This is a genomic window from Bartonella sp. B1098 (assembly GCF_944896145.1).
Classification (GTDB): domain Bacteria; phylum Pseudomonadota; class Alphaproteobacteria; order Rhizobiales; family Rhizobiaceae; genus Bartonella.
In genome coordinates, this window is sequence record NZ_CALYLP010000003.1 from 180,061 (window position 1) to 204,966 (window position 24,906).

The window sequence follows — 24,906 nt, forward strand, 5'->3', positions numbered from 1 at the left end:
ACTGGCAAAGTGTGTGATAGTGCCAGCTTGCTCTTTTATTAAGCTATTAAGCATCAAGATAGTGCTACTCAATAAGTTTTATATGACTCATAGCGACTTTACCGTTAGATTATCCACGAAATGGACTTAGATGTGCTAAGAGATGTTTCTTTAAAACAAACGCATAAATATGCAACACAAGTATATTTCATTTAAAGTATTCCTCCATAAAAGAACGAGCAAAACAAAAGCGTAAAGCATGCATAATCTCTGTTATCTAAAAGATATTGCTTTAAATGATTTTGAAAAAAATAAATCTGAATTAAAAAGGAGATGACAAGATCAACTTTTTGTGTTCACCTTTACATCTTTATATTCTTCCCAAATTAGATAACCTTCCTGTTTTAGAGATTATACCAATAAGAATATACACAATACGCTCGCGCTTTCACCTTGCCTATGAAGATTGAAACAGACAGGCTCTTACCTACCTCAATATGTTTTTCAAACATGCTGCTGCATTAGGATTGGATGTTGATATACAAGCAGCAACAAAAGCACGCTCTTTTTCAGGAAAATAACAAAACTATTAAGAGACCAGCAATGAATCGAAGAGAAGTACCAGCTTTTTTATAAAACACTTTGCAAAACAACAATCCTAATACACATGGCTTTTCGTTTTTTGATCTTGACAACTTTGTTGGTAAAAAATCTTAACGTCATCTTCGTGAAAATCCAGATTGAAGGGAATCTATAGAAAATTTTTGGTCAAGAAAAAGGTAAGCATGATAATACAAAAGCATATTGACCAGAAAAGAGTATTTCCTTTTATAGCAATTTACAATTGAAACACGTATAATATTTATACTATTTTACATCCACAGCAATAACAGCTTTGGTAATTGCATCAGGATCGATAACAGGTTCACCACGCTTAATTTTATCAACATTTTCCATACCTTCAACCACCTGCCCCCATATGGAATATTGACGATCAAGCCACGGAGCATCTGCAAAACAAATAAAAAACTGCGAATTAGCAGAATTCGGATTCTGACTCCGCGCCATAGAAACTGTACCACGCTTATGAGAAAGATTTGAAAACTCTGCCGTTAAATCTGGTTTTTCTGAACCACCCATCCCCGCACGTGATAAATTAAATTTTTCACCATCCTTCTTTCCAAATTGCACATCACCAGTCTGCGCCATAAAACCATCAATAACGCGATGAAAAATAACATTATCATAAGCGCCTTCACGGACAAGTTCTTTAATACGTGCAACATGGCCAGGCGCTAAATCAGCAAAAAGTTCAATAACAACTCTGCCCTTCGTCGTTTCAAGAATTAAGATATTCTCTGGATTTTTATTCTCAGCCATATGAAAACTCCTTTGATTTATCTTTCAATTTGCAAAGTAGCAGCATGAATAACATCAGGATTTATTACAGATCCATTATTACTTGTGGTGCCTTTTTTAAGTTTATCAACAATATCCATCCCCTTTATGACCTCCCCAACAACCGTATACTGACCATTTAAAAAAGGAGCATCATCAAAACAAATGAAGAATTGAGAATTCGCGGAATCTGGATCTTGTGAACGTGCCATCCCAACAGTACCGCGCCTAAACGGCTGCTTTGAAAACTCCGCCGGTATATTGGGATAACTTGAGCCTTCCATACCAACGCGTTTCAGATCAAAATCTCTACTGCCTTTTTTTCCAAACTTTACATCACCAGTTTGTGCCATAAAACCAGGAATAACGCGATGAAACACAACATTATTATAAGCTCCCTCTTCTGTTAGTTTTTTGATTTGCGCAACATGTTTTGGTGCCAAATCAGAACGCAGACGAATAATAACATCACCGTCTTTGAGAGATAAAACAAGCAGTCTTGCATCACTTGTTGTGCTTACTGAGCTGAAATTATCAGCAACAGCGTGCAATGAAAAAAAACAAAAAACACATATTAAAACAACAAGAATTCTACGAAACACAATTATTCTCCCCTAAAAACTGGAATTTCGAACGTAAAGCTTGTGCAATATTGGGCGGCACAAATGGTGTCACATCCCCTCCTATAGAGGCAATTTGACGGACCAATGTAGATGTTATCGCACGTCCACAAACGCTTGCTGGCAAAAAAACAGTTTGCAATTCAGGAGCCATAATAGCATTCATCCCAGCCATTTGCATTTCATAATCAAGATCAGTACCATCACGCACCCCACGAATGAGAAATGAAGCACCAACTTCACGCGCCTTCTCAATGAGAAGGTTATCAAACGAAAGAACCTGCAACCGATCAGAATCTACCCCCAACAAATCTTTCCCTACCTGCGTAATAAAACCAACGCGTTCTTCAAAGCTAAAGAGTGCTTTTTTGTCTGCCTGTATACCTATAGCAACGACCACCTTATCAGCTAACACAAAACACCCTTTCAAAACATCAAGATGACCGTTTGTAAGAGGATCAAAGGAACCTGGATAAAAAGCAATTTTCATAATTGTATTCCACCCTTTTCAAAATTACTTTTCTTCGCTCATATCAACTGTATCAGAATGCTTCTCACCTTCATTCTCTAATGAACGCGTATCATCTTCAGGTTCAGAAATACGCTCAACCGATACGACTCTTTCACCTTCAGCTGTATTAAAAATTGTCACCCCCTTCGTTGAACGCCCAGCCGTACGAATTCCCTCAACAGGGACGCGAATAAGCTGTCCCCCATCTGATACCAACATAATTTGATCTTGTGCCTTCACGGGGAAAGCCGCTACTAATTTCCCAATTTCAGCTGTTTTAGATGGATCTGTTGCACGAATCCCTTTTCCACCACGTCCCGAAATCCGAAACTCATAGGAAGAAGAGCGCTTACCATAACCAAATTCACTCACGGTTAAAAGCATTTGTTCACGTTCATGGAGTTCTGCATAACGCTCATCTGTTAACTCTGTCTCAGCGCCCCCATCTTCCTCATCAAGCGTAACAATATCTTCAACATCAGCATCTGCACCATCAGCACGCCGTTCATTCATCACACGTTTAATGTAAGCAGAACGCTCAATGGACGTGGTCTCAACATGTTCTAAGATTGTCATCGAAATGACTTTATCGCCTTGAGTCAAATTGATACCACGAACCCCTACAGAATTACGCCCTACAAAAACACGAACATCTACCACTGGAAAACGAATACATTGCCCATTCGCTGTTGTGAGAACCACATCATCATATTCCATACAGGTCTCAACAGAAAGAATTTCATCTTCTTCATCAAGTTTCATGGCAATTTTACCATTACGATTAACCTGAACGAAATCTGATAACTTATTACGACGCACAGTTCCACGTGTTGTCGCAAACATGATATCCAATGCACTCCAACTTGCTTCATCTTCTGGCAAAGGCATAATCGTGGTAATGCGTTCACCTTGTTGTAAGGGAAGCATATTGATCAAAGCCCGTCCGCGCGATTGCGGTGTACCCAAAGGTAGTCGCCAAACTTTTTCCTTATAAACAATCCCCCGTGATGAAAAGAAAAGAACCGGAGTATGCGTATTGGCGACAAACAAACGCGTAACAAAATCCTCATCTTTTGTAGACATCCCAGAACGTCCCTTACCACCACGACGCTGTGCACGATAGGTATTAAGAGGAACGCGCTTAATATAGCCACTATGGCTCACCGTTACCACCATATCCTCTGGTGCGATCAGATCTTCACTCTCCATCTCAGCACGACCAAAACCAAATACGCTCCGTCGCGGCGTTGCAAATTCCTCACGAAGAGCACTCAACTCATCTTTAACAATACCCATAATGCGTACACGCGATGCCAAAATATCAAGATAATCAGCAATATCCACGCCAATTTTATTCAATTCATCGGCGATTTCATCACGTCCAAGGGCTGTCAACCGTTGCAAACGCAATTCTAAAATAGCACGCGCCTGTTCTTCAGAGAGATTATAAGTACCATCCTCATGAATAATATGACGGGGATCATCAATAAGTTTAATTAAAGGTGCAACATCCACCGCTGGCCAGCGTCGCTCCATTAACTGTGTACGTGCTGTTTGCGGATCAGGCGCTTTGCGAATAAGGGCTATGATTTCATCAATATTGGCAACCGCAAGGGCAAGACCAACCAAAACATGGGCCCGCTCACGGGCTTTACGCAAAAGATATTTTGTTCGCCGACTAACAACCTCTTCCCGAAAATTAACAAATGCACGAAGCATATCAAGCAACGTCATTTGTTCAGGTTTTCCCCCGTTCAACGCAACCATATTACAACCAAAAGAAGTTTGCAGCGGCGTATAACGATATAATTGGTTTAAAACAACTTCCGCAACAACATCTTTTTTCAACTCAATAACGACACGATAGCCATCACGATCAGATTCGTCACGCAAATCAGAGATTCCCTCAATGCGTTTATCACGCACTAATTCCGCCATTTTCTCAATCATCGTTGCCTTATTAACCTGATAAGGAATCTCACTCACAATGATTGCCTGTCGACCACTGCGAATTTCTTCAATTTCAACTTTAGCACGCATAATAATTGAGCCACGCCCTGTTTCATAAGCTGAACGGACACCAGAATGGCCCAGAATAATCCCCCCTGTAGGAAAATCTGGCCCAGGAATAATTTCAATGATTTGATCGAGTGTAATACTAGGATTATCAATTAAAGCGATACAACCATCAACAACTTCACCAAGATTATGGGGCGGAATATTGGTTGCCATTCCCACAGCAATCCCCCCTGATCCGTTAACCAAAAGATTAGGGAAACGCGCTGGTAAAACAACCGGTTCACGTTCACGCCCATCATAATTATCCTGAAAATCAACAGTATCTTTATCAATATCAGCTAAAAGCGCTTCTGAAACCTTTTCTAAACGACACTCTGTATAGCGCATTGCCGCAGGCGGATCACCATCAACAGAACCGAAATTCCCCTGACCATCAATCAATGGATTTCTCAAAGAGAAGTCCTGCGCCATACGCACCAAAGCATCATAGATTGAAGCATCACCATGGGGATGGAATTTTCCCATAACCTCCCCAACAACACCAGCAGATTTACGATACGGTTTATTAAAAACAAGCCCCATCTCATTCATAGCATGAAGGATACGTCGATGAACAGGTTTAAGACCATCACGGACATCAGGGAGTGCACGCGAAACAATAACGCTCATCGCATAATCGAGATAAGAGCGTTGCATTTCATCAATAATGCTGATTGGTTCAATACCGGTTAGCACATCACGTTCTAGCTGTGGAGTAAGATCGGTCACAATTTAAAAACTTTCAAAAAAGAATCATTTCATTTTGTTTATATCGAAAAATACACCAGAATGCTAATTTCTCGCCCATAACAAAGGAGAAATTTAACAATATTTTTCAAGATGTTATTAATTTCTATCAAAAATTACTCCTAATAATAAACAATTTCCACTTCGCTAAACTTCAAAAATCTAAAACAAATAAACCATAAAGAAATCGTAATACTTTAAATTTAAAGGCTTTTAGAAAGGAACGTCATCATCTAATTTGTGAGAAAAACTTTCTCCCATTTGGCTATTGTTTTGACCAAAAGTATTTCTCTGATTTGAGCTACTATCCGCAAAGCCACCACTGTAACTGCCCCCTTGACTTGCTCCTTGCTCTCCACTAGCTCCCCCACGCCCATCAAGCATTTGTAATTCACCACGGTATTTTTGCAAAACAACCTCCGTTGTATAACGATCATTTCCATTTTGATCTTGCCATTTCCGCGTCTGTAACTGTCCCTCAATATAAATTTTGCTGCCTTTTTTTAAATATTGCTCTGCAATTTTGACAAGGTTCTCATTAAAAATAACAATATTATGCCACTCGGTGCGTTCTTTTCGCTCATTTGTATTCCGATCACGCCAACTTTCTGAAGTAGCAATACGCAAATTTGCCACTTGATCTCCAGAATTCAAACGGCGGATTTCGGGATCTGACCCGAGATTACCAATCAAAATAACTTTATTAAGGCTACCAGCCATCGCATAAACTCCAAAATTTTAATTCGTAAAATACTGTTATAGAACAGTTATAACCATCTTGACCTTCAATTTACACGTTTGTAATTGACCTTCACTATGGATATTGCTACCCTTTCCCAATATTGGATCCAATGTGATTATAACAAAATATGATAACAACGCATAGTTTATTCCATCAATAGAGAATAAAAAGCTGCTCATTTGTATTTTCTTTTCATAAAACTTATACCTTCTCTCTGCGTTAAAGCAGTTAAGCACGTTGTAATTCTAAAAAAACAGTTTTATTCCATTTTAGAGGCTCAGTTTTTGTCACATATGCTAAGGATAAAATATGACTCATCAAAAATATATCTCCATTCGCGGTGCACGTGAGCATAACCTTAAAAATATTGATCTCGATCTTCCTCGTGATCAACTCATTGTTATAACAGGACTTTCTGGATCAGGAAAATCATCTTTAGCTTTTGATACAATTTACGCTGAAGGACAACGCCGCTATGTCGAAAGCCTTTCGGCTTATGCACGCCAATTTCTCGAAGTCATGCAAAAACCCAACGTTGATCGTATAGACGGCCTTTCTCCAGCCATCTCCATTGAACAAAAAACCACCAGCCGCAACCCACGTTCAACAGTCGGTACCGTCACTGAAATCCACGACTATATGCGTCTCCTCTTTGCTCGTATTGGTATTCCTCATTCCCCTGCGACAGGACGCCCCATTGAAAGTCAAACGGTAAGCCAAATGGTTGATCAAATTATGGCCTTACCAGAAGAAACGCGAATTTTTATTATGGCCCCCTTGGTGAGAGGACGAAAGGGAGAATATAAAAAAGAGCTCACAGAACTTTTAAGAAAAGGATTTCAACGCGCTAAAGTCGATGGAGAATTCTATGAAATCCCTGATATTCCACCTCTTGATAAAAAATATAAACATGATATCGATGTCGTGGTAGACCGTATTGTTGTCAACAAAGATATCACCTCTCGCTTAGCGGATAGTATAGAAACCTGTTTACAGCTAGCAAATGGACTTGCCATTGCTGAAATGGCTGACCAACCCTTGGCACAAAAAGAAACGACAAAGGAATCAGCTCATAAGTCAAAAAATGACACACATAAACGGCTTCTTTTTTCAGAAAAGTTTTCCTGTCCTGTATCAGGTTTTTCTATCCCTGAAATTGAACCACGTCTTTTTTCGTTCAATAACCCTTTTGGAGCCTGTCCTCTCTGTGATGGACTTGGCATCAAAAAGGCAATGGACCCACTGAAAGTTGTACCCAATAAAAATCTTACCTTAAAAGGCGGAGCCATTGCACCTTGGGCTAAATCAGATTCACTTTATTATAACCAAACCTTAGAAGCATTAGGAAAAACTTATGGTTTCAAACTCACAGATCAGTGGTGTGAACTCTCTCATGAAGCACAACAGGCTATTCTCTACGGTACAAAAAGAAATGAAATTTCTTTTATCTACAAAAATAATTCTGGTTCACATAAAATGACTCAACCTTTTGAAGGAGTCATCCCCAATATGGAGAGACGCTGGAAGAAAACTGATTCTGCTTGGTCGCGTGAAGAAATTGAGCGTTATATGTCTTCTTCCCCTTGTTCAGCCTGTCACGGTTATCGTTTAAAACCAGAGGCACTCGCTGTAAAAATCCATGGGATGCATATTGGGCAAATATCAGATCTTTCTATTCTCAAAGCAGATGATTGGTTTGCCAATATTCATCAATATCTCACGGAAAAACAACGCAATATTGCGGTACGTATTTTAAAAGAAATTCGCGAACGCTTAGCTTTTTTAAATCATGTAGGATTGGAATATCTCACCTTATCTCGAAATTCAGGGACGCTTTCAGGGGGAGAAAGTCAGCGCATTCGATTAGCCTCTCAGATTGGTTCTGGTCTTACAGGAGTCCTTTATATTTTAGACGAACCATCTATCGGTTTACACCAACGTGATAATGAACGTCTTTTGGAAATGCTGCGCCATTTACGCGATCTTGGTAATACAGTCATTGTCGTTGAACATGATGAAGATGCCATTCGCACAGCAGACCATGTTGTCGACATGGGCCCTGCTGCAGGCATTCATGGTGGTGAAATCATAGCGCAAGGAACACCACAAGAAATTATAGAGAATCCAGCTTCTCTCACAGGCCAATATCTTTCAGGAAAAATGGTGATTAGACTACCGACAGAGCGACGCAAAATATCAAAATCGAAAACCCTTAAAGTCATCGGCGCCAAAGGCAATAACCTTAAAAATATCAGTGCAAATATCCCTCTTGAAACCTTCACATGCATCACCGGTGTTTCTGGAGGGGGAAAATCAACATTTCTTATTGAAACGCTTTTTAAAGCAGCATCCCATCAGATCATGGGTAGTCATCACAGTCCTGCCAGCTATGATAAAATTGAAGGCTTAGAATTTCTTGATAAAGTCATTGATATCAACCAATCCCCCATTGGGCGCACCCCACGCTCTAATCCCGCAACCTATACAGGTGCTTTTACACCGATTCGTGACTGGTTTGCCGAACTTCCAGAATCAAAAGCCCGTGGTTATAAAGCGGGGCGTTTTTCATTTAATGTTAAAGGAGGACGCTGCGAAGCCTGCCAAGGTGATGGAGTCATCAAAATTGAAATGCACTTTTTACCAGATGTCTATGTAACTTGCGATGTCTGTAAAGGAAAGCGCTATAATCGAGAAACACTAGAAATAAAATTCAAAGGACAATCTATCGCCGATATTTTGGATATGACAATCGAAAAGGCTGAGGAATTTTTCCACGCTGTTCCGGCTATTCATCATAAAATGGAAACCCTCATGAAAGTAGGATTGGGTTACATAAAAGTAGGGCAGCAAGCGACCACGCTTTCTGGTGGAGAAGCACAACGTGTCAAGCTTGCAAAAGAACTTTCACGCAAAACAACGGGACGTACACTTTATATTTTGGATGAACCGACAACAGGTTTACATTTTCATGATATTTCTAAACTTCTTGAAGTTCTCCATGAACTAGTCGAGCAAGGCAATACTGTCATCGTCATTGAACATAACCTTGACGTTATCAAGACAGCCGACTGGATTATTGATTTAGGCCCAGAAGGTGGAGATCGTGGAGGTGAAATCGTTGCAATTGGACGTCCTGAAGACATTATTAAGGTTCCCGCTTCCTATACGGGAAAATTTCTAAAAGATGTTTTACGGCGCCAATCTTTCTACAATTCCAACTTTTAAAAAGGCTTACCCTTAAAAATACAGCATACGAACAAAACCTGTACTTTTATTGTTGCCTCTAAATTAATGTCTTATGCCAGTGCAGCAGCATGTTTAAAACAAAGACTGAAATGTTTTTTAGCGCTTTATAAGCTGTTTCGGTTTTCGTATTATCAATAGGAACGCGCGCATAATGGCATATCTTTTCTCCTGTTTGTTTATATCTGAAACGACCAGACAGTCTAATTTGGGAAGAATACAAAGTCTTAAGGATATAAAAAAGTTTTCATCTTTTCCATCTCCTTTTAATTCATCTTGATTTTGACGATTTTCAAAAGCATCCACAGCAAGATCTTATAATGCAGATTGCACATCGCTTTACACTTTTGTTTATCACGTTCTTTAATAAGATCAGGCTCCTCACGAAGGGATAGAACGCCCCAAACGGAATAATTTGCGTTGCCACTTCCAGACGCTTATTTTAAAAAAATATTTCTCAATGCTCTAAAGCCCATTTCACGACATCCCCTGAAATGGCATTTTGATACATCAATTATTGTACACCAACATCTTTATGCTTATAGCAGGATAAATCGTCGCTATCATGATATTTACCAATATTTGCTACTCTCCATTGCTACCTCAAAGCCCTTACATTTGAAATGTCATTCATTATCGGCATTTTATTTCTCTCTTAACCGTTTTTATCCGCACACTCATACGATTAGGATATATAAAGATATTGTTTTGATTGATTGACAATAAAAAGATCTAAAATGAGAAAATCTCATGCGATTAAAATTTCTCATTCAATATGAGAAACGTTTAATTATCTTTATAAGTCAATGTATTATTCAATAAAAAAGAAAAAACTCTCTTATTATATTATTATCTTAATTCTATACAAAAAATTGTAAGATTTTTTTCCAAAACAACAGCATTGCGCTTTATTCTACAAAAAACTCTCCTTCAAGAGCATAGAGTAGTATCATTGTTTTCGAGTTTTTGTGCACAAAGTATCTGTTGGACATCTTAGAGTTGTCAATATAATGTGATCCAGTCTAAAAAGACAAAATAACGTTGGAGATAATTTCAGCATGAAAAAAATTGAAGCCATTATAAAACCTTTCAAACTTGATGAAGTAAAAGAAGCGCTTCAAAAAATTGGATTACATGGTATTACAGTAACAGAAGCGAAAGGTTTTGGTCGTCAAAAGGAACATACAGAACTTTATCGTGGTACGAAATATGTTGTTGACTTTCTCCCTAAAGTAAAGATTGAAATTGTTGTATCCGATGAAAAACTGGAACAAACTGTTGATGCAATACGCAAAGCAGCACAAACAAAACATATAGGAGATGGAAAGATATTTGTCTTTTCCATTGATGATGCCATTCATATAGGCACTGACGAAACTGGGATCGATGCTCTTTAATAAACAACGAAAAATTCACCTTTATTACCCTCAACGCCATATTAAGGAAATTGAATATGACAACCGCATCAGATATTATCAAACAGATTGCAGACAACGAAATCCGTTTTGTTGATTTACGTTTTACTGATCCACGAGGAAAATTGCATCACATTACAATGGATATCGCAGAGATCAGCGAGGATACCTTTAGTGATGGTGTTATGTTTGATGGTTCTTCAATTGCTGGTTGGAAAACAATTAATGAATCTGACATGGTTTTAATGCCTGATCCCAAAACAGTGCATATTGATCCTTTTTTTGCTCAGTCTACTTTGGTCATATTTTGTGACATCGTTGATCCTGTCTCTGGTGAGTTTTATCGTAGAGATCCTCGTTCTATCGCCAAAAGGGCTGAGGTTTATATGAAATCTTTAGGTATTGGAGATACAATCAATATAGGCCCAGAAGCAGAGTTTTTTATTTTTGATGATGTGCGCTATAAAACAGACCCTTACAATACAGGATTTAAACTCGATTCAAGTGAACTTCCTTCCAATGATGATACGGAATATGAAACAGGTAATCTAGGACATCGTCCACGAATGAAGGGAGGCTATCTTCCTGTCCCACCAATTGATTCCTGCCAAGATATGCGTTCTGAAATGCTCACAGCACTCAAAGATATGGGGGTGCAGGTTGAAAAACACCATCATGAAGTAGCAGCGGGTCAACATGAATTGGGGATTCGTTTTGATACGCTTGTTCGCGAAGCTGATAAGATGCAAATTTTTAAATATGTCGTGCATCAAATAGCAAACAGCTATGGAAAAACAGCAACTTTTATGCCAAAGCCTATTTTTGGTGACAATGGCTCAGGAATGCATGTCCATATGTCCATTTGGAAAGATGGAAAACCCATTTTTGCGGGAAATGAATATGCCGGACTCTCAGAAACATGTTTATTTTTTATTGGTGGTATTATTAAGCACGCAAAAGCAATCAATGCCTTTACCAATCCATCCACAAACTCCTACAAGCGCTTAGTTCCTGGTTATGAAGCTCCCGTCCTTCTTGCCTATTCGGCACGTAATCGTTCTGCTTCTTGCCGTATCCCAATGAGTTCTTCGCCAAATTCAAAACGCGTAGAAGTTCGTTTTCCAGACCCAACAGCAAATCCCTATTTAGCATTTGCAGCCCTCTTAATGGCTGGTCTTGATGGCATCAAAGACAAAATTCACCCTGGACATGCTATGGATAAAGATCTTTATGATCTTCCCTTAAAAGAACTTAAAGAAATCCCTACCGTTTCGGGAAGTCTGCGTGAAGCGCTTGAAGCGCTCGACAAAGATCGTAGCTTTCTAAAAATGGGAGATGTTTTTGATGATGATCAGATTAATTCCTTTATTCAAATAAAGATGCAAGAAGTCTTGCGTTACGAAACAACGCCTCATCCTGTTGAATTTGATATGTACTATTCTGTTTAAACAATCAATACGTATTCTTTTGATTTTCAAAATGGAGGAGAAAGCCTCCATTTTTGTGGATATCTGTCTCATGCCAGAGCATAAGAAGCTTTTTTCTCATCTGCTTTTCCTTTATAATCATTTTGGATTTTTTCAAATTAATTAATAAGGTTTCTAATGCGAATTTATTTTCTCGTTCCCGTTTTTTTATACATGATAACTATCGCACCGATAGCGCAAGCGAGTCCCATGAAAAACCCAATATTTCGTCTCTTTGAAGAAGAGATATTAGTTTACAGTGAAGCTCTTCAAAACGCCGATGCGAATGTTATTTTAAATGCTATCCCTCCCGAAATCATCAACAGCTTAACCGCTCAAAAAAATCTTAGTCAATCACAATTTCGGCTAATCATGAAAAGCCAAATTGAACAGTTGGCAGAACATTATAAAATTGAAAGTGTACACATCAATCAAGAGCAAAGACGTGTAGGCGAACTTGATAATGGTGTTCTTTATTTTGTTATACCGGTAGAGTTTGTAACGACAACGAATTCTGGACAGAAATGCTCTATTCAAACTGAGATTATCGCCCTATTTGACCATTCCCAATGGTATTTTATCCATGGGAATGAAGAAGCACTCTTAAACATAACAACTGAGGCATTTCCTGGACTTGAAAAAATTAAAATCAACCCTCTAAAAATTACAAAAATACTGTAATGGGAATAAAAACACACTGAAAAAAAAACTATAAACAAGTTGTAACAATTGTAGCAGCAGCTTTAAATTCAACTTTTTTATGAGCACGACACACCATTGCTTCCTTATCCGTTCCCCATTGTTCCATCATCCAATCTTCATCTAAATGGGCAATAGACCAAGCATAATCCGAATCAATTTGTCCCGCAGCAACCGCAAAAGCAATAAGAGCAGATCCCGTTAAAGTTGTCATCGTATGAAGTGCAGAAAGCATATAAGGAGACTCAACGCGACGCAAATAATGACTCACGGCTTGAATGGCTTCTGGTGATTGTTCCACATGCATCAGCCCTTCTGTCAAATAAAAGCGTGCGCCTAATTTTTCTTCTGCCCAATCCAATAAAGGATCCCATTGCTCAGATTGTTTTTGCACCAACTCTTTAGGGGTTTGTGCACGATAAAAGATCATATCACAAGCAACAAAACGCAATAAATCTTCAAAAACAGCCTGCATATCATCAGCGATACCATCAATAACAGTATTAACCAGACGCGTCATCGGCATTGTTGCTGGATCAATAACGTTCTTTTGGCTCTCAAATTCTTGAGCAATGAATTCAGCAAACACTTGCGTTGGTACAAGAAAATGACGCTTTGCGGGTGTTTTAACGGGACGTTCATCTAATAAGATCGTAAAGCCTCCCTCCTCACAAGAAATTTTTACTTGCTGATAAAACCGTTTAGGATGAGGTTGGCATGAAAGATTTTGAGTCTTTTGGACAGAACTATTTTTATTCAAAGGACTATCAAAATAATTCAAAATTTCACGCATATTGTTTCACCTCTGATATTTCAAAAAAAATGACTTGTTTTCAAAGCTCTCTATATCTGATTTAAGATTTAAATTGATTTTTTCCCTATCTTACAAAAAGAAAAAAGATCTCACCCATCCAAATCTGATTTTAAAATATATCCTTTATTGGACAAACAAAACAATCATCTTCTCCATATATTCTAAAAACAGTTGTTAGAATAATTTTTTAAAAGAATTTGTTTTCTTATACCTTGCCTTTAGAAATATTAATTCGAAACAAACATTGATTAAAACGATTCAAGATTATATTCAATTTGACTTAAAGCATCTTAAGCAAGTAGTATCGCTGGTAATTGCAGATATAGAAGCGCTTGAAGCATTAGGTGTTGACGCTTATTTGGCAGGGGCTAAGGATTATATCCAAAATAATCTTGGAAAACCGAAAACCTCACAGTCACGATTTAATTTTTCAACATCACATTATGCACAGCGCGTTATTGGGGGATTAAATCGTTGAATTTCTTAAAAGGACGGTTATTCTTATTTACCTTTGCCATTCTCGCATTGTTTTCCATAAGTTGGTTATTATCTAAGAATTTGGTGAGCAATATACCTGTCATGCATGCGGTTGGACTGAGGTTGTGTGCGACTGCTGCTGCCTTATGGTTGATGGCATTTTTTCGTGAGAAAGCTGTTTTCAGATCCCTCCCCTTGCTTTCCGTGATACCTTCTTTTTTAATTCTATCGGTGTTAGGATTTTTGCTATATTTTATCTGCAGTTTTGAGGCATTAAAATCACTCAAAGCCAGTGATTTAACCATGGTTTTAGCCACTATTCCAGGCATTACCTATCTATTGGGAATACTGACGAATAGCCTTATGTTCTCATGGTTCAAGCTTATCGGTATGATCATTGTCAGTGTAGCAGCTATCGCATTTAATATAAACAGTGTAGAGAGTGAATCTTACAGCCTAATAGGAATAGATCTTGCTTTAATAGCAGCTCTTTCTTACTCTACATACGGTTTATTGTCTAAACGTTATCTTAAAAATTTACCTTTGCTCACCTCATTGGCTTGGATCACGACAATTTCTGCAGCATCGTTTATGCCATTATTCATTTTTGATCCCACCCCACTCTTCTACCTTAAGTTAGAAGATATATTGAAAATATTGATTTTAGCAACTGTTTGCTCAGCACCCGTTTACGTATTGTACCAAAAAGTTTTAGCTGAGGGAGGCGTATTATATGCCAACACTATTGGCGTATTATCTCCTTTTGCAGTGGTTGCATGTGAATGGATCATCGGCTCAAGCCCTTCTCTCAATATGATCAAAATAATTGTTATGATGATGGCTGTTATAGGGATGTTACTCTTATTTATAGATGCATCAAAGGTATCTAAATGGCAACAGAAACGCCATTCCCAAAATTCCAAATTTAATGAGGAAATAAAATGAAAAAACTCGCGTTAGTTTGCCAACGCAATGCAAAACTACCCTTTATATTTGAAGCAGCACAAGCCGCTAATATCGAATTAGTCATGATCTATGATACCGCTGAAAGCGCTCCTATTCAGCTACCTGCAGCAGTCACTTCAACTTGGCAACTTCCTATTTTTGATAATCCAGAGGCAGCTCTAGACGCTTTTGCATCAGGTGTCAAAGAACGCAATATTCGTGGGATTATGACCCTGCGTGAAGAAGCCATCCTATGGATCGCTTTGGCTGCCCAAAAAATCAATGCTCCAAGTATTGAACCAGAAGTAGCGGCATTATAACCCGAAACAAATATCTCATGCGTCAAGCTTTTGCTAAAGCAGGGCTTAGAACACCAAGATTTCTTTATATAGATAATCCAGAAGACCTATCACAAGCGCATGCCTTAGACTATCCGCTCGTCATTAAACCCATCTCTGGATGGGCAAGTACAGGCGTAATGTTAGCTAAAAATTCCCCCGAACTTCCTGATCTCATTAAAGCAGTATGGAATGTTCAGCATAAAGACATGGCACGTTTTAACAATGCAAATAAACCTTTAGGTTTAGTAATAGAACAGTATTTGCCAGGAAAAGAGTTTGTCGTAGAATGTTTTGTTGATACAGCAGGTGTACATGTTCTAGCAGTTGGCGACAAAGGACAACCTGAAGGACCATGGTTTGAAGAAACAGTTTATCGTCAACGCTGTGATCTAGATGATCCTATCGTTATTGCTTTATGTGAGGTTGCATGCTCTGGGGTGAAAGCTCTTGGTATAAATATGGGTGCTGCCCATGTAGAGTTACGCCTAGATGCCAATAACTTACCTTATATCATTGAGATCGGTGCTCGCATCGGTGGATCGGGTGTCTCCCATTTTATTGTGGAGCAAGGTACAGGAATTTCATTTGCAAAACTTTGTATGAATGCCGCTTTAGCTGAACAAACCCCCGACCTTCCTGATATACTCCCAGCTAAAAAAGTGGCTGCAAATTACATTATTCCTCTTCATGGGTATGGACGCTTTTCTGGATTTTCAGGTCTCGATAAGGTTGCACAACATCCTCAAACCGCCAGAACAATAATTTTCTTTGAAACTGATCATATCTCACCACCTCCACTCCACCAGCATTTGGTGGATATCCTGGTTTTATTTTCTCTGTTCATGCCTCAGATCAAGAAGCACGCGATTACCATAAATGGCTTGATGATACCTTAAGTATTATATGGAAAACCGATATTTAAACAACCTAATAAAGATATTTCTACTTACTCTTAATGTTGATATGAATCTTATCAATACAGGAAAAATCACAATGCGCTTTCCTAAAACTTCGCAAAAGCCTTCTCCTTAAAGGAAATGTTGAACTTGATAGTGATAATTGATCCATAACTTTCCACACTCTCCCTCTAAAAGAGAGGTATTTACACACACTCACATGTTTTTAAAATGCTTCTTACAGTCTATAAAGCGAAGTGGAAATCTAAAGCTGTGCATTTTACGCATCACCCTTCTTTGCTTAACAGCAAAAGCCCCCAATTAAAAATCAATATCCTCCTTCCTGTTATACTTGATGTTCACCTCCTCAAACCACGGTGTTTTACAGCATAATAGGATAACAGTACTACTATTTTAAAAAGCTGATGACGAATGCACCTCATATATTTGTAGCACAAAAAACACAAACAGATTTAGAGTTTCATTGACAATTTTATGAAAACACATGGATTATTAAAAAAAAAGATTTTATTAAAAATGATAACGCAATCCACCAGAAAAGCAAACGCCAGAAAAGCCTGCCTTGGTTAGCTTATGCTGATAGCTAAGATTACTGTGAAGTGTAACTTTAGAAGAAAATTGTGCATTAATCCCCAAACCTGCTTCTAAAGAAGAACCAAAAGCCCCTAACTGGAAAACATCTTTTAGATGAACAAACTGCTTTTCACCAAAACGATGGGCAAGATGAATATTGCCATTTAAAGAAATAATACGATCCTTTTCATATGCCGTAAATGTTTTTCTTAAATACCCTCCAATACGCATCAACCATTGATCTGCTTTTTTCATCTCAACATCAACTCCATCAATATCACGAAACTTATCAAATTGAAGATGTTGATAAATAAGCTGGATCTGCGGATCAAAAAGAAGACCTTCCTGTCCTATCATAAACACTTTACCAGCAGACAACGAAACGCTCAGAGGATTTACTTTTAATGTCGCCGTCTTACCCCAAGCATGAGTAAGCACATCGCCTTTAAACAAACCATAAGATAAAAGACCATCTCCATAAAAACCCGTATTGTGTTCCACACTACCGTATACCGTAAATGTCCATTTATTAAACGGACTCTTTTGACTTTGTTCCACGTTACGAGGTTGTAAGGAAAGCTTTCCATAGGTTCCCATAATCCCAAAAGATATCGTACTATATGCCCTCTCTATTGTTTTGAGTAAAATATCTGTTTCTATAGCGTTATAATCAACATTCCCATCATACCCGTATTCCAGGAGAGACAAATCTGTGACATAACGATAACTCCCACCGTAACCATAAACAGATAATGCAAAATTCTCTTTAACTTTTAACAACTTACGAGAAATAGACCGCGTAGCTTGCAACTGCTTTTGTTGATTACTAATATCCATCATCCCAACATGAAACAAAGCATTTTGTAACAGAAGATAGGTCGGAACTTGTGGAACAACTTCTCTGATCTTTAACTTAGAATGAGGAAGATTAGCCTCCCCTAAAGCAGGCTGAATATATTTACTTTCAAGGCGGAAATCCCAAAAATCTCCCTCTCCCTCCACCAATCTTTGAGAAGTTTGTGCTTGTCCAAGAGAAGAATCTGGACCATAGGCATGAAGATAATATTGGTAAGGCAACCCCTCTACTGCAATATAAGCACGATTTAACTGAAAAGAATCCTCTGTTGCTTTTCCAGAAACCTGAATAAGTGAAATACTCTGAGCATTTTCACTGGTTGCCATTTCTCCCTGATTTCCTACAATAAATTGCACATAAACTGTCGTTTTTCCAGAAACATCACCCTGTATCAAAAGCCGATCAGTCTTTTTATTATCAAGAGAACCATCACGCCTGAGATAGGTATTGAGATAAATATCCGCACTATCTTGCGCACTATAAACTTCTTTCTCTCCCTTTCCAATATAAAGTGTCTGATACATGTGAAACATTGGTTTTTCAAAAGCAATAAAACTATCAGAAAGTTTTACAAATGAAATAAATGAACTCGTATGATTTGCAACGTGCGAATCTATCTCTCTTCTTCTTGTCAAAAACCATTTTGATCCTTTTGTCAAATAAAGCTCAGCAATAGAATTGTCGGCAACACGAGTCCCTCCTATCAATGAAGAAGAAGCAGCCAAAATCGCGACAGCCCCCTCTTTTTCAGCTGTTAATAATAAATCACCAGAAATTTTAGTGCCTTCTGTTACAGCAATATAACTCCGGCTATTATTATTATGAATAGCTGTTCCAGCAGGAACCTCAAAAACCGTCCTTTTCAAAAAAATAAGTCCTTGTTCGTATGCATTATTTTCCCCTCCCGTTTCAAAATACATACCATGATTGTTCCCTATTACCTTAATCGTTGTATCTTCAATATTAACCCGCGAAATTAAAATATTTTCTCCCCAGCCAACACCAGATTGTGTGTTAAAATCCTGTCCAACTGTTAAAACACGAACATCCGTAGAAACAATATTCGTATTTTTTAAATAAACAGAGCCCTGCTGTTTCACATTCAAAACTGTATGCGCAATTTTTTCATTTATATTTTCTCTATCTTTTGTTTTCTGACGTTTTGAAGTAATGGTAACACCATCTAAAGTTGCACGCCCCCCTCTCCCCACATAAAGCGCAGCGGCATCATTCACATCAATAAATCCACCTTTCATCTGAATACCCGCATCAGCCGTAACGAAAAGAGCACTCTCTTGACCAATCCCCTGACCTTCCACTTTAATTTTTGTATTCGTCAACCTAACAGATGCTCCTACCTTCTCTGCATAAGCAGCGACCTGAGTAGCTTCAATTGTTCCATGATTGACCTCAATTATTCCACGATCAGCTTTAAGACCTATTGACACATTTTTAAAAGCTGAATCGCTCAAGACAATTTTTCCTCCTCGTGATACAACAGCCCCATAAATATCTTCTATACTCGCAGTACCTTCAACCTCTATACGCATTGCCTGAATAACTGTATTAAGCTCCTGTACACTTATAGCAGCAGGCAAAGTTAGAATCCCCTCCTCACTCTTTGGTTGAACAGGTGCCGTGAATTTATATATTTTATTACTAATTGTATGCTTTGCACCATCACTGCATTCATAAGGTAATTTGCTTTCGTCACATGAGAGTGATATAAATGAGCGAGAATGTGCCTTAATATTTGTGTTTAACAAAAAAGAAAAAATAGCTGCTGTAAAAACGCACGAATACAAGCGATTATGAAATACCTTGATTATCATTGCTTTTCAAAACTTTCTTTTTTCAACAAAAACGCGGGCAAAACAATAAACAACAAATTAAGCACAATAAGAACAAAACAAACAAAGTTATTTTGTTTTTTTCTGATAAATGATAGCATTTTTATAATATGTTTTGTATTTTATGTAAAGAAAGAACAAAAAATTTAAAAATATCATTGAAGATGGCAATTTCTTTAAAGATTCACCCCCCCAAATGCTGAGAGCTATGGCACAAAGCACCAGAAAATTAATCTCAAAAAAACGCGCCGAAATGTAAACTTTAAGGAGATATAATATTCAATTTATCTCATTTTCCAAAAATAAAAATACAACAAAATGAGAATAATTTTTAAGATTAAAATGATCAAAATATATTAATAAAGTATCACGCGATGAGATACAGTAAAATCTATAACTGCATCATTTTTTCAACCACAATAAAAATCCAAAAAAACTTTCACTGAAATATAAGCGAATGTACACAATTTCTACATTAAATCAGTACTATTGAAAAAAAACTATTTATTATCGTTAAAGTAGCTATGTTAGCAAAACCATTTTTTGCCACTTTTTATATCAAAATAAATTTCTAAATATTCCCCGATATTATCATCTGACAATAACACTATTGCACTCTCAAAGCCGATGAATATCACTATATCAAGAGGTAAAAGAACTGTATTTTCTCTCGCTTCTCCATAATATTTCATTCAATTATTGCTTTAAAGATGAAAATTTCACTTTTTCAGAGCTTTTTTTATTTTCTGGCATTTTTTATCATTCTCAAGTCGTAACATCAAATCTCGCTCTTGCTTTGTCGAATTGGTTAAAGCAAAAGTATCATTGTCCATAACCTGTCCCGCTACCATTAAATTAACTAAAAATGAATCACTTCTCGGCACTGATGAAAAATAAATTCCCTTTAAATCTTGCAATTTGTACCGATAACCTGCTTTAGTCATGCACTCATAAACTGCAGTAAACTCATTTGCACGCGAATCCATATTTTCAGAAGAAGCATAGATTGGTTTCCAGCCACATTTTGACAATACTTGTTAGACCACAGACTTATTAACACTGGGCTTTCCCATAATGTTAGCGTCGATGGAGGAAGTTTGCTAACACATCCAGCAAAATTTTATAAAACTATAGCACTTAATAATTTCAATATTTTTTTCTCGTACGTAAAACAACTTTAGAGAGCATAGAGATCGTACATCGAAAAAGCAATCTCGCCTCGCCCCCCTGCGAGAATAAGAAATATGAGGATTTGATTATAGCAACCTCAACTTAAGGCTGACATTCGGGTTGTTCTTTGTGCTCTTCACAATGTGGACTATTCAAACGCCTCTCTACACTTCGCTGAGGAATAACAGCATCCGGCTGACAAATTGGAAGATTTTCATATTTCTCTTTCTCACACCATTTTACCCTTCCCACTTTATCCTGAAAACCCGCTTGTATCATGCATACACTGACAGTTTCCTCTTCATTGAATCGCTCATTCATACTTTTGTCTGTATTAAGACGCCCATCTAGATACTGCATTCCACACTCCAACAAAGCTTTTTTAACCTCAAGTTGATCTGCACCAGACTTTTCCCATGTATCTACAGCCGTTCGCGAAGGCTGTTCTGGGTAACACCCAGCCATAACAAATAAGGTTATCCCGCTTAATAATTTTAAAATCTGCTTCATTTTCCTATCCTTGAATAATTTTAATATCACGAAACAATCTATAAATTATTTTACATGCTGCGTTTTCATTTCCAAAACAATGATAGACATTCTCACTCTTTTATCTTTTTCTGATGATTATGCCACTTGGTATTGTATCAAAAATACAGTAAAATTACTACTAAAATCATATTCTATCAATGTTATGCTTATAATTACTCTCAATATTTTAATTACAATTAAAATAGATATTTTTATAAATTGTTGCACCTACATTTATAGCTCCCATAGATAAATAGCGTCGGGATAATTGGTTGAGAAAACAATCTCGCACAAGCATGGGAACACATGGAGGTGGGGATTGTAATTTCCAAAAACAGCAAAACTTAAGGTTGGCATTTACGGCTATTTTTATATTTTTTACAAAACGGGCTGGTTAAGCGCTTCTTGACACTACGCTGGGGGATGACTGCATCTGGACGACAAATGGAAAGGTTTTCAGCTCTAAAAGTATAACATGGTCCTCTCGCTCTTGCTACCTCTTCATCTTTATAGCGGAACCCTGCTTGGAGCATGCAAGCATAAATTTTTGCTTTTGCATTAATGCTATTTTTTCTGTTTTCTGGATCGACATTATAAGGGGCTGGCATGCCACATTCTAGCAAAGCTTTTCCTATCTCAATAAAATCTGCTCCTGGCTTCTCCCACGCACTCAAATACCCTCCAGGAGTTTTATTAAACTAACATCCTGCAATACCTACAAAGTTACAGCACCTAATAGCTTTAGAATTTGTTTCATTTTTTACTCCATGATCTAATTCAAGGTTTTTGTTCTAGATGAGATGAGCCGTAAAGTATCCTACACTTATTTCCCGCATCTCCAAAGCAAGTATGAAGATTGTAAGAATCTGTGAACATTTTCCATGGTTCTTTCCACCAGTTGCTGCCACCAGGTATTGTCTCGTAAGTATAGCCATTGCCGCCAATCCATCGGCTTACAAAATCATATTTATTCCCATCAAAGCCAACACTGATTTGTTTGTCATCACTCACCTAACCTAACAGACCTGCTGCAACCAAAGCATTCACCGCTGGTCCATAGAAACTGATATTCGTGTTTTCGTTAGTTATCCCGTGAACACCTTCTTGTTTGAAAGAATACAGCGCATTAAAGCCTGTCAAACTGCCACGACTATGGCATCAAAATGCGATCCTGTATTACCGTAGATATACACCAGATCTTTTGCTTCTTGTGTTGAATTGCTCACCCCCCCAAAGTTATTTTTCAAAAATTTTTGGTATCCCGCAACCATAAACCGTTATATCGTCTTTTTTGGCGATGATGGTAATATTTTTCCCATTGAGAAAAGGTCCTTGATGTTCAAAACCTTCCTCATTTTGTGATTTCCCCTCACTCCCGTATATCGAAACAAAATCCCTTATCCAAATCAACACAAAACCCTTTTCATACGTCTGTAAATGGCTGCTATGATGGTCTGTCATGTCATCAATCGTCACGCTTTGTCCTGTCTCGTTGATATCTTGATCTGCAATCATATGAGAAGCAGTAACTATAGCTTCTTTTCTTGCATCCACGCCAATATTGCCCGTCGCTCCAAGAATGGAGGAAAACATTGTAGTATGCGATTGAAATGTATTGGAAGATTTCTGATGCAAGAAACAATTTTCTAAGGATTGTTCTTGCTGATCATACTTCTTTTGTGCACCTTTGATGATAATATTGCATAATTTTTGACCTCAATACAGTTGCAAAACGCATTTGGTCCTCTATCCACTTATGATAAAAATTAGCCCTGTATCGATATTATTAATTTTGTAACAAAAATCCGCAAAAAACAGTCAATGAAATATAAGTTTATAAAAAAGTAAGGCTTGCTTCCTACTATTTTGATAGCCATAACAGTATCGTGAAAAAATAGTCACACACCCACCGTTTTCTTAGATTGACTCTTCTATGAGATTGTATTGTGATACCTTACTGCTTCTTTATTAAAGCTTTTGCAAACACAATAGTACAATGCCCCAATGACTCTGTTATCTGCATTTTCTACCTACACCAATTCTCTTTGAGAAAACGAGCAGATTGTTTTCAGTTTAGATTATCCCAATCTTTGGAAGATAACAATCGAATGCCCGTTCTTCTGAAGACGTCCATTCTTTCTTTTTAATTTATAATCTTTGTTTTATTGCAGTTTTTTTGCTTAAAATTGTAAAGCTTAAGGACATAGAAACAAATAACAAGCCAAGCAATCCAACCAACACCAACAATTAAAACTGGTCGCGTCTCATCAAAGCACCATAAGAGAATAAAAATAAAAACCATAAATAAAATAGAAAAAATTGATCCCATCGGCCAAAATGGAATGGGAAAGTTTAAAGCATTCTGTACTTCTTTAGGCATCTTAATTCGCATAAAAATTTGCGAAAGTAGAATCATCATCCAAACAAAAACTGTCGCAAATGTTGCCATTGCTGCAATAAGAAAAAAAAGCTTTTCATGATAAAAATAATTAAGGACAGCACCAAGAAGAAAAATAGTGAAGATCATCAAAATAACAAAAACTGGTATACCGTTTTTTGATAAATATTGAAATTTCTTTAAAGCATAACCCTCCTGCGATAAACCATGGATCATACGACAAGCACCATACATTCCACTATTCATTGCCGAAATAGCCGCTGTAACAACAACAATATTTAAAATATTTGCTGCATATGAAATCCCAAGATTTTCAAAAATGGATACAAAAGGACTATCCATAAGACCAATCTCATTCCAAGGATAAAGAGACATTAAAATAGCTAATGTCATGATGTAAAAAAGCAAAATACGAAATGGAGTAGAATTAATTGCCTTTGAAATCGTTTGATGAGGGTTTTGAACTTCCATGACTGCCATGCCAATGATTTCTATACCACCAAAAGCAAAAACAACAACACTAAAGCAAGCTAAAAAACCAAACCAACCATTGGGGAAAATACCACCATTCTTCCATAAATTATGAACAGTAACAGTAGAAGAATGAGCATCTTCACCCCACCCCCAAAAAATAATTGCTATGCCTAAAATAATCATCGCAATGATAGCGATCACTTTAATAGAAGACAGCCAAAATTCTAGCTCACCATAGACTTCTACAGCAGCTAAATTAATACCTGTAATGATGAGTGTAATACTCAGTGCCCATACCCAAGGAGCAACATCAGGGTACCAAAACCCCATATAAGTGGCAAAAGCTGTAATATCAGCCAAACCAACAAGAATCATCTCAAATACATATGTCCACCCCGTTAAAAAACCTGCCAATGGCGATATGTAATTTGCCGCATAACGCGCAAAAGAACCAGGTAATGGGTTATGAAGGATCATCTCTCCTAAAGCCCGCATAACCATAAAAATAGCTAAACCAGAAATACAATAGGCAATCAAAACACTGGGCCCCGCAAGCTTAATTGCTTGGGCTGATCCATAAAAAAGACCTGTTCCAATAGCAGAGCCAAGAGCTAAAAAAATAACTTGGCGCTTACTCATCCCTCGTTTCAGTTCATTTCTTGCCATTACTTTCCTTCTTTAT

21 protein-coding genes and 1 pseudogene are annotated in these 24,906 nt (G+C 37.6%); 8 read left to right on the forward strand and 14 right to left on the reverse strand.

Features of this window, described 5'->3' with window-relative positions; all coding sequences use genetic code 11:
• Positions 1 to 846: 846 nt before the first annotated feature.
• The 5 genes from NNJ85_RS05140 to ssb form a co-directional block, all read right to left on the reverse strand.
• A complete protein-coding gene (locus NNJ85_RS05140) occupies positions 847 to 1,359 on the reverse strand; it encodes a peptidylprolyl isomerase (protein ID WP_254474176.1) in 513 nt (170 codons plus the stop codon).
• A 17-nt stretch (positions 1,360 to 1,376) separates the two neighbouring features.
• Positions 1,377 to 1,979, reverse strand: coding sequence for a peptidylprolyl isomerase (locus tag NNJ85_RS05145; RefSeq protein WP_254474177.1), 603 nt, complete (start codon positions 1,977 to 1,979; stop codon positions 1,377 to 1,379).
• Entirely contained in the window at positions 1,969 to 2,487 is a 519-nt protein-coding gene (gene coaD, locus NNJ85_RS05150) for a pantetheine-phosphate adenylyltransferase (protein ID WP_254474178.1), read from the reverse strand. Before coaD ends, NNJ85_RS05145 begins: the two co-directional genes overlap by 11 nt.
• Before the next feature lie 24 nt (positions 2,488 to 2,511).
• Entirely contained in the window at positions 2,512 to 5,295 is a 2,784-nt protein-coding gene (gyrA, locus tag NNJ85_RS05155; RefSeq protein WP_254474179.1) for a DNA gyrase subunit A, read from the reverse strand.
• 231 nt (positions 5,296 to 5,526) lie between these two features.
• The gene (gene ssb, locus NNJ85_RS05160; RefSeq protein ID WP_254474180.1) at positions 5,527 to 6,033 is read right to left on the reverse strand and encodes a single-stranded DNA-binding protein; all 507 of its coding nucleotides are present in this window, start codon (positions 6,031 to 6,033) and stop codon (positions 5,527 to 5,529) included.
• Positions 6,034 to 6,364: 331 nt separating this feature from the next.
• Between ssb and uvrA the strand changes: the two genes are divergently transcribed.
• The 4 genes from uvrA (at position 6,365) to NNJ85_RS05180 (ending at position 12,860) form a co-directional block, all read left to right on the forward strand.
• Positions 6,365 to 9,280, forward strand: coding sequence for an excinuclease ABC subunit UvrA (gene uvrA, locus NNJ85_RS05165; RefSeq protein WP_254474181.1), 2,916 nt, complete (start codon positions 6,365 to 6,367; stop codon positions 9,278 to 9,280).
• Positions 9,281 to 10,356: 1,076 nt separating this feature from the next.
• The gene (locus tag NNJ85_RS05170) at positions 10,357 to 10,695 is read left to right on the forward strand and encodes a P-II family nitrogen regulator (protein ID WP_139413363.1); all 339 of its coding nucleotides are present in this window, start codon (positions 10,357 to 10,359) and stop codon (positions 10,693 to 10,695) included.
• A 56-nt stretch (positions 10,696 to 10,751) separates the two neighbouring features.
• Positions 10,752 to 12,161, forward strand: a complete 1,410-nt coding sequence (gene glnA / locus NNJ85_RS05175; protein WP_254474182.1) for a type I glutamate--ammonia ligase — start codon at positions 10,752 to 10,754, stop codon at positions 12,159 to 12,161.
• Positions 12,162 to 12,389: 228 nt separating this feature from the next.
• Positions 12,390 to 12,860 carry a hypothetical protein gene (locus NNJ85_RS05180; protein WP_254474184.1) on the forward strand — a complete coding sequence of 157 codons (471 nt, stop codon included), beginning with the start codon at positions 12,390 to 12,392 and terminating at the stop codon, positions 12,858 to 12,860.
• A 28-nt stretch (positions 12,861 to 12,888) separates the two neighbouring features.
• Here the strand turns inward: NNJ85_RS05180 and NNJ85_RS05185 are convergent, their stop codons facing one another.
• Positions 12,889 to 13,671, reverse strand: coding sequence for an ATP12 family chaperone protein (locus NNJ85_RS05185; RefSeq protein WP_254474186.1), 783 nt, complete (start codon positions 13,669 to 13,671; stop codon positions 12,889 to 12,891).
• 265 nt (positions 13,672 to 13,936) lie between these two features.
• On the opposite strand from NNJ85_RS05185, the gene NNJ85_RS05190 reads away from it, so the two are divergent.
• The 4 genes from NNJ85_RS05190 to NNJ85_RS05205 all read left to right on the forward strand — a co-directional run bounded on the left by NNJ85_RS05190 (position 13,937) and on the right by NNJ85_RS05205 (position 16,351).
• Positions 13,937 to 14,170 (forward strand): hypothetical protein, encoded by a 234-nt coding sequence (locus NNJ85_RS05190; RefSeq protein WP_254474188.1) that lies wholly within the window; start codon positions 13,937 to 13,939, stop codon positions 14,168 to 14,170.
• Between the two features lie 83 nt (positions 14,171 to 14,253).
• Positions 14,254 to 15,114 carry a DMT family transporter gene (locus NNJ85_RS05195; protein WP_254474873.1) on the forward strand — a complete coding sequence of 287 codons (861 nt, stop codon included), beginning with the start codon at positions 14,254 to 14,256 and terminating at the stop codon, positions 15,112 to 15,114.
• Positions 15,111 to 15,434 (forward strand): hypothetical protein, encoded by a 324-nt coding sequence (locus NNJ85_RS05200; RefSeq protein WP_254474190.1) that lies wholly within the window; start codon positions 15,111 to 15,113, stop codon positions 15,432 to 15,434. The genes NNJ85_RS05195 and NNJ85_RS05200 overlap by 4 nt, the downstream gene beginning before the upstream one ends.
• A 17-nt stretch (positions 15,435 to 15,451) precedes the next feature.
• Positions 15,452 to 16,351 (forward strand): acetyl-CoA carboxylase biotin carboxylase subunit family protein, encoded by a 900-nt coding sequence (locus tag NNJ85_RS05205; protein WP_254474193.1) that lies wholly within the window; start codon positions 15,452 to 15,454, stop codon positions 16,349 to 16,351.
• A 531-nt stretch (positions 16,352 to 16,882) separates the two neighbouring features.
• Here NNJ85_RS05205 and NNJ85_RS05210 read toward each other — a convergent pair.
• The 8 genes and pseudogenes from NNJ85_RS05210 to NNJ85_RS05240 all read right to left on the reverse strand — a co-directional run bounded on the left by NNJ85_RS05210 (position 16,883) and on the right by NNJ85_RS05240 (position 24,890).
• A complete protein-coding gene (locus NNJ85_RS05210) occupies positions 16,883 to 19,633 on the reverse strand; it encodes an autotransporter outer membrane beta-barrel domain-containing protein (RefSeq protein ID WP_254474195.1) in 2,751 nt (916 codons plus the stop codon).
• A gap of 737 nt (positions 19,634 to 20,370) precedes the next feature.
• A complete protein-coding gene (locus NNJ85_RS05215; RefSeq protein ID WP_371923327.1) occupies positions 20,371 to 20,682 on the reverse strand; it encodes a hypothetical protein in 312 nt (103 codons plus the stop codon).
• A 241-nt stretch (positions 20,683 to 20,923) separates the two neighbouring features.
• On the reverse strand, positions 20,924 to 21,331 hold the full coding sequence (locus NNJ85_RS05220) for a hypothetical protein (RefSeq protein ID WP_254474196.1): 408 nt from the start codon (positions 21,329 to 21,331) through the stop codon (positions 20,924 to 20,926).
• 365 nt (positions 21,332 to 21,696) lie between these two features.
• Positions 21,697 to 22,109, reverse strand: a pseudogene (locus tag NNJ85_RS05225) (hypothetical protein).
• A 20-nt stretch (positions 22,110 to 22,129) separates the two neighbouring features.
• Positions 22,130 to 22,363, reverse strand: a complete 234-nt coding sequence (locus NNJ85_RS05230; protein ID WP_254474198.1) for a hypothetical protein — start codon at positions 22,361 to 22,363, stop codon at positions 22,130 to 22,132.
• Positions 22,364 to 22,492 (reverse strand): hypothetical protein, encoded by a 129-nt coding sequence (locus tag NNJ85_RS09660; protein WP_256481025.1) that lies wholly within the window; start codon positions 22,490 to 22,492, stop codon positions 22,364 to 22,366.
• A 96-nt stretch (positions 22,493 to 22,588) separates the two neighbouring features.
• A complete protein-coding gene (locus NNJ85_RS05235) occupies positions 22,589 to 22,945 on the reverse strand; it encodes a hypothetical protein (RefSeq protein WP_254474206.1) in 357 nt (118 codons plus the stop codon).
• A 550-nt stretch (positions 22,946 to 23,495) separates the two neighbouring features.
• On the reverse strand, positions 23,496 to 24,890 hold the full coding sequence (locus NNJ85_RS05240) for an amino acid permease (protein WP_254474208.1): 1,395 nt from the start codon (positions 24,888 to 24,890) through the stop codon (positions 23,496 to 23,498).
• Positions 24,891 to 24,906: the final 16 nt, after the last annotated feature.

Coding starts and splice junctions, on each gene's coding strand:
- NNJ85_RS05210 (WP_254474195.1), bottom strand. CDS start 19,633: ATGATAATCAAGGTATTTCATAATCGCTTGTATTCGTGCGTTTTTACA.
- NNJ85_RS05205 (WP_254474193.1), top strand. CDS start 15,452: ATGCGTCAAGCTTTTGCTAAAGCAGGGCTTAGAACACCAAGATTTCTT.
- NNJ85_RS05220 (WP_254474196.1), bottom strand. CDS start 21,331: ATGAAGCAGATTTTAAAATTATTAAGCGGGATAACCTTATTTGTTATG.
- glnA (WP_254474182.1), top strand. CDS start 10,752: ATGACAACCGCATCAGATATTATCAAACAGATTGCAGACAACGAAATC.
- coaD (WP_254474178.1), bottom strand. CDS start 2,487: ATGAAAATTGCTTTTTATCCAGGTTCCTTTGATCCTCTTACAAACGGT.
- uvrA (WP_254474181.1), top strand. CDS start 6,365: ATGACTCATCAAAAATATATCTCCATTCGCGGTGCACGTGAGCATAAC.
- NNJ85_RS05140 (WP_254474176.1), bottom strand. CDS start 1,359: ATGGCTGAGAATAAAAATCCAGAGAATATCTTAATTCTTGAAACGACG.
- ssb (WP_254474180.1), bottom strand. CDS start 6,033: ATGGCTGGTAGCCTTAATAAAGTTATTTTGATTGGTAATCTCGGGTCA.
- NNJ85_RS05180 (WP_254474184.1), top strand. CDS start 12,390: ATGAAAAACCCAATATTTCGTCTCTTTGAAGAAGAGATATTAGTTTAC.
- NNJ85_RS05185 (WP_254474186.1), bottom strand. CDS start 13,671: ATGCGTGAAATTTTGAATTATTTTGATAGTCCTTTGAATAAAAATAGT.
- NNJ85_RS05170 (WP_139413363.1), top strand. CDS start 10,357: ATGAAAAAAATTGAAGCCATTATAAAACCTTTCAAACTTGATGAAGTA.
- NNJ85_RS05240 (WP_254474208.1), bottom strand. CDS start 24,890: ATGGCAAGAAATGAACTGAAACGAGGGATGAGTAAGCGCCAAGTTATT.
- NNJ85_RS05200 (WP_254474190.1), top strand. CDS start 15,111: ATGAAAAAACTCGCGTTAGTTTGCCAACGCAATGCAAAACTACCCTTT.
- NNJ85_RS05235 (WP_254474206.1), bottom strand. CDS start 22,945: ATGTTTTCCTCCATTCTTGGAGCGACGGGCAATATTGGCGTGGATGCA.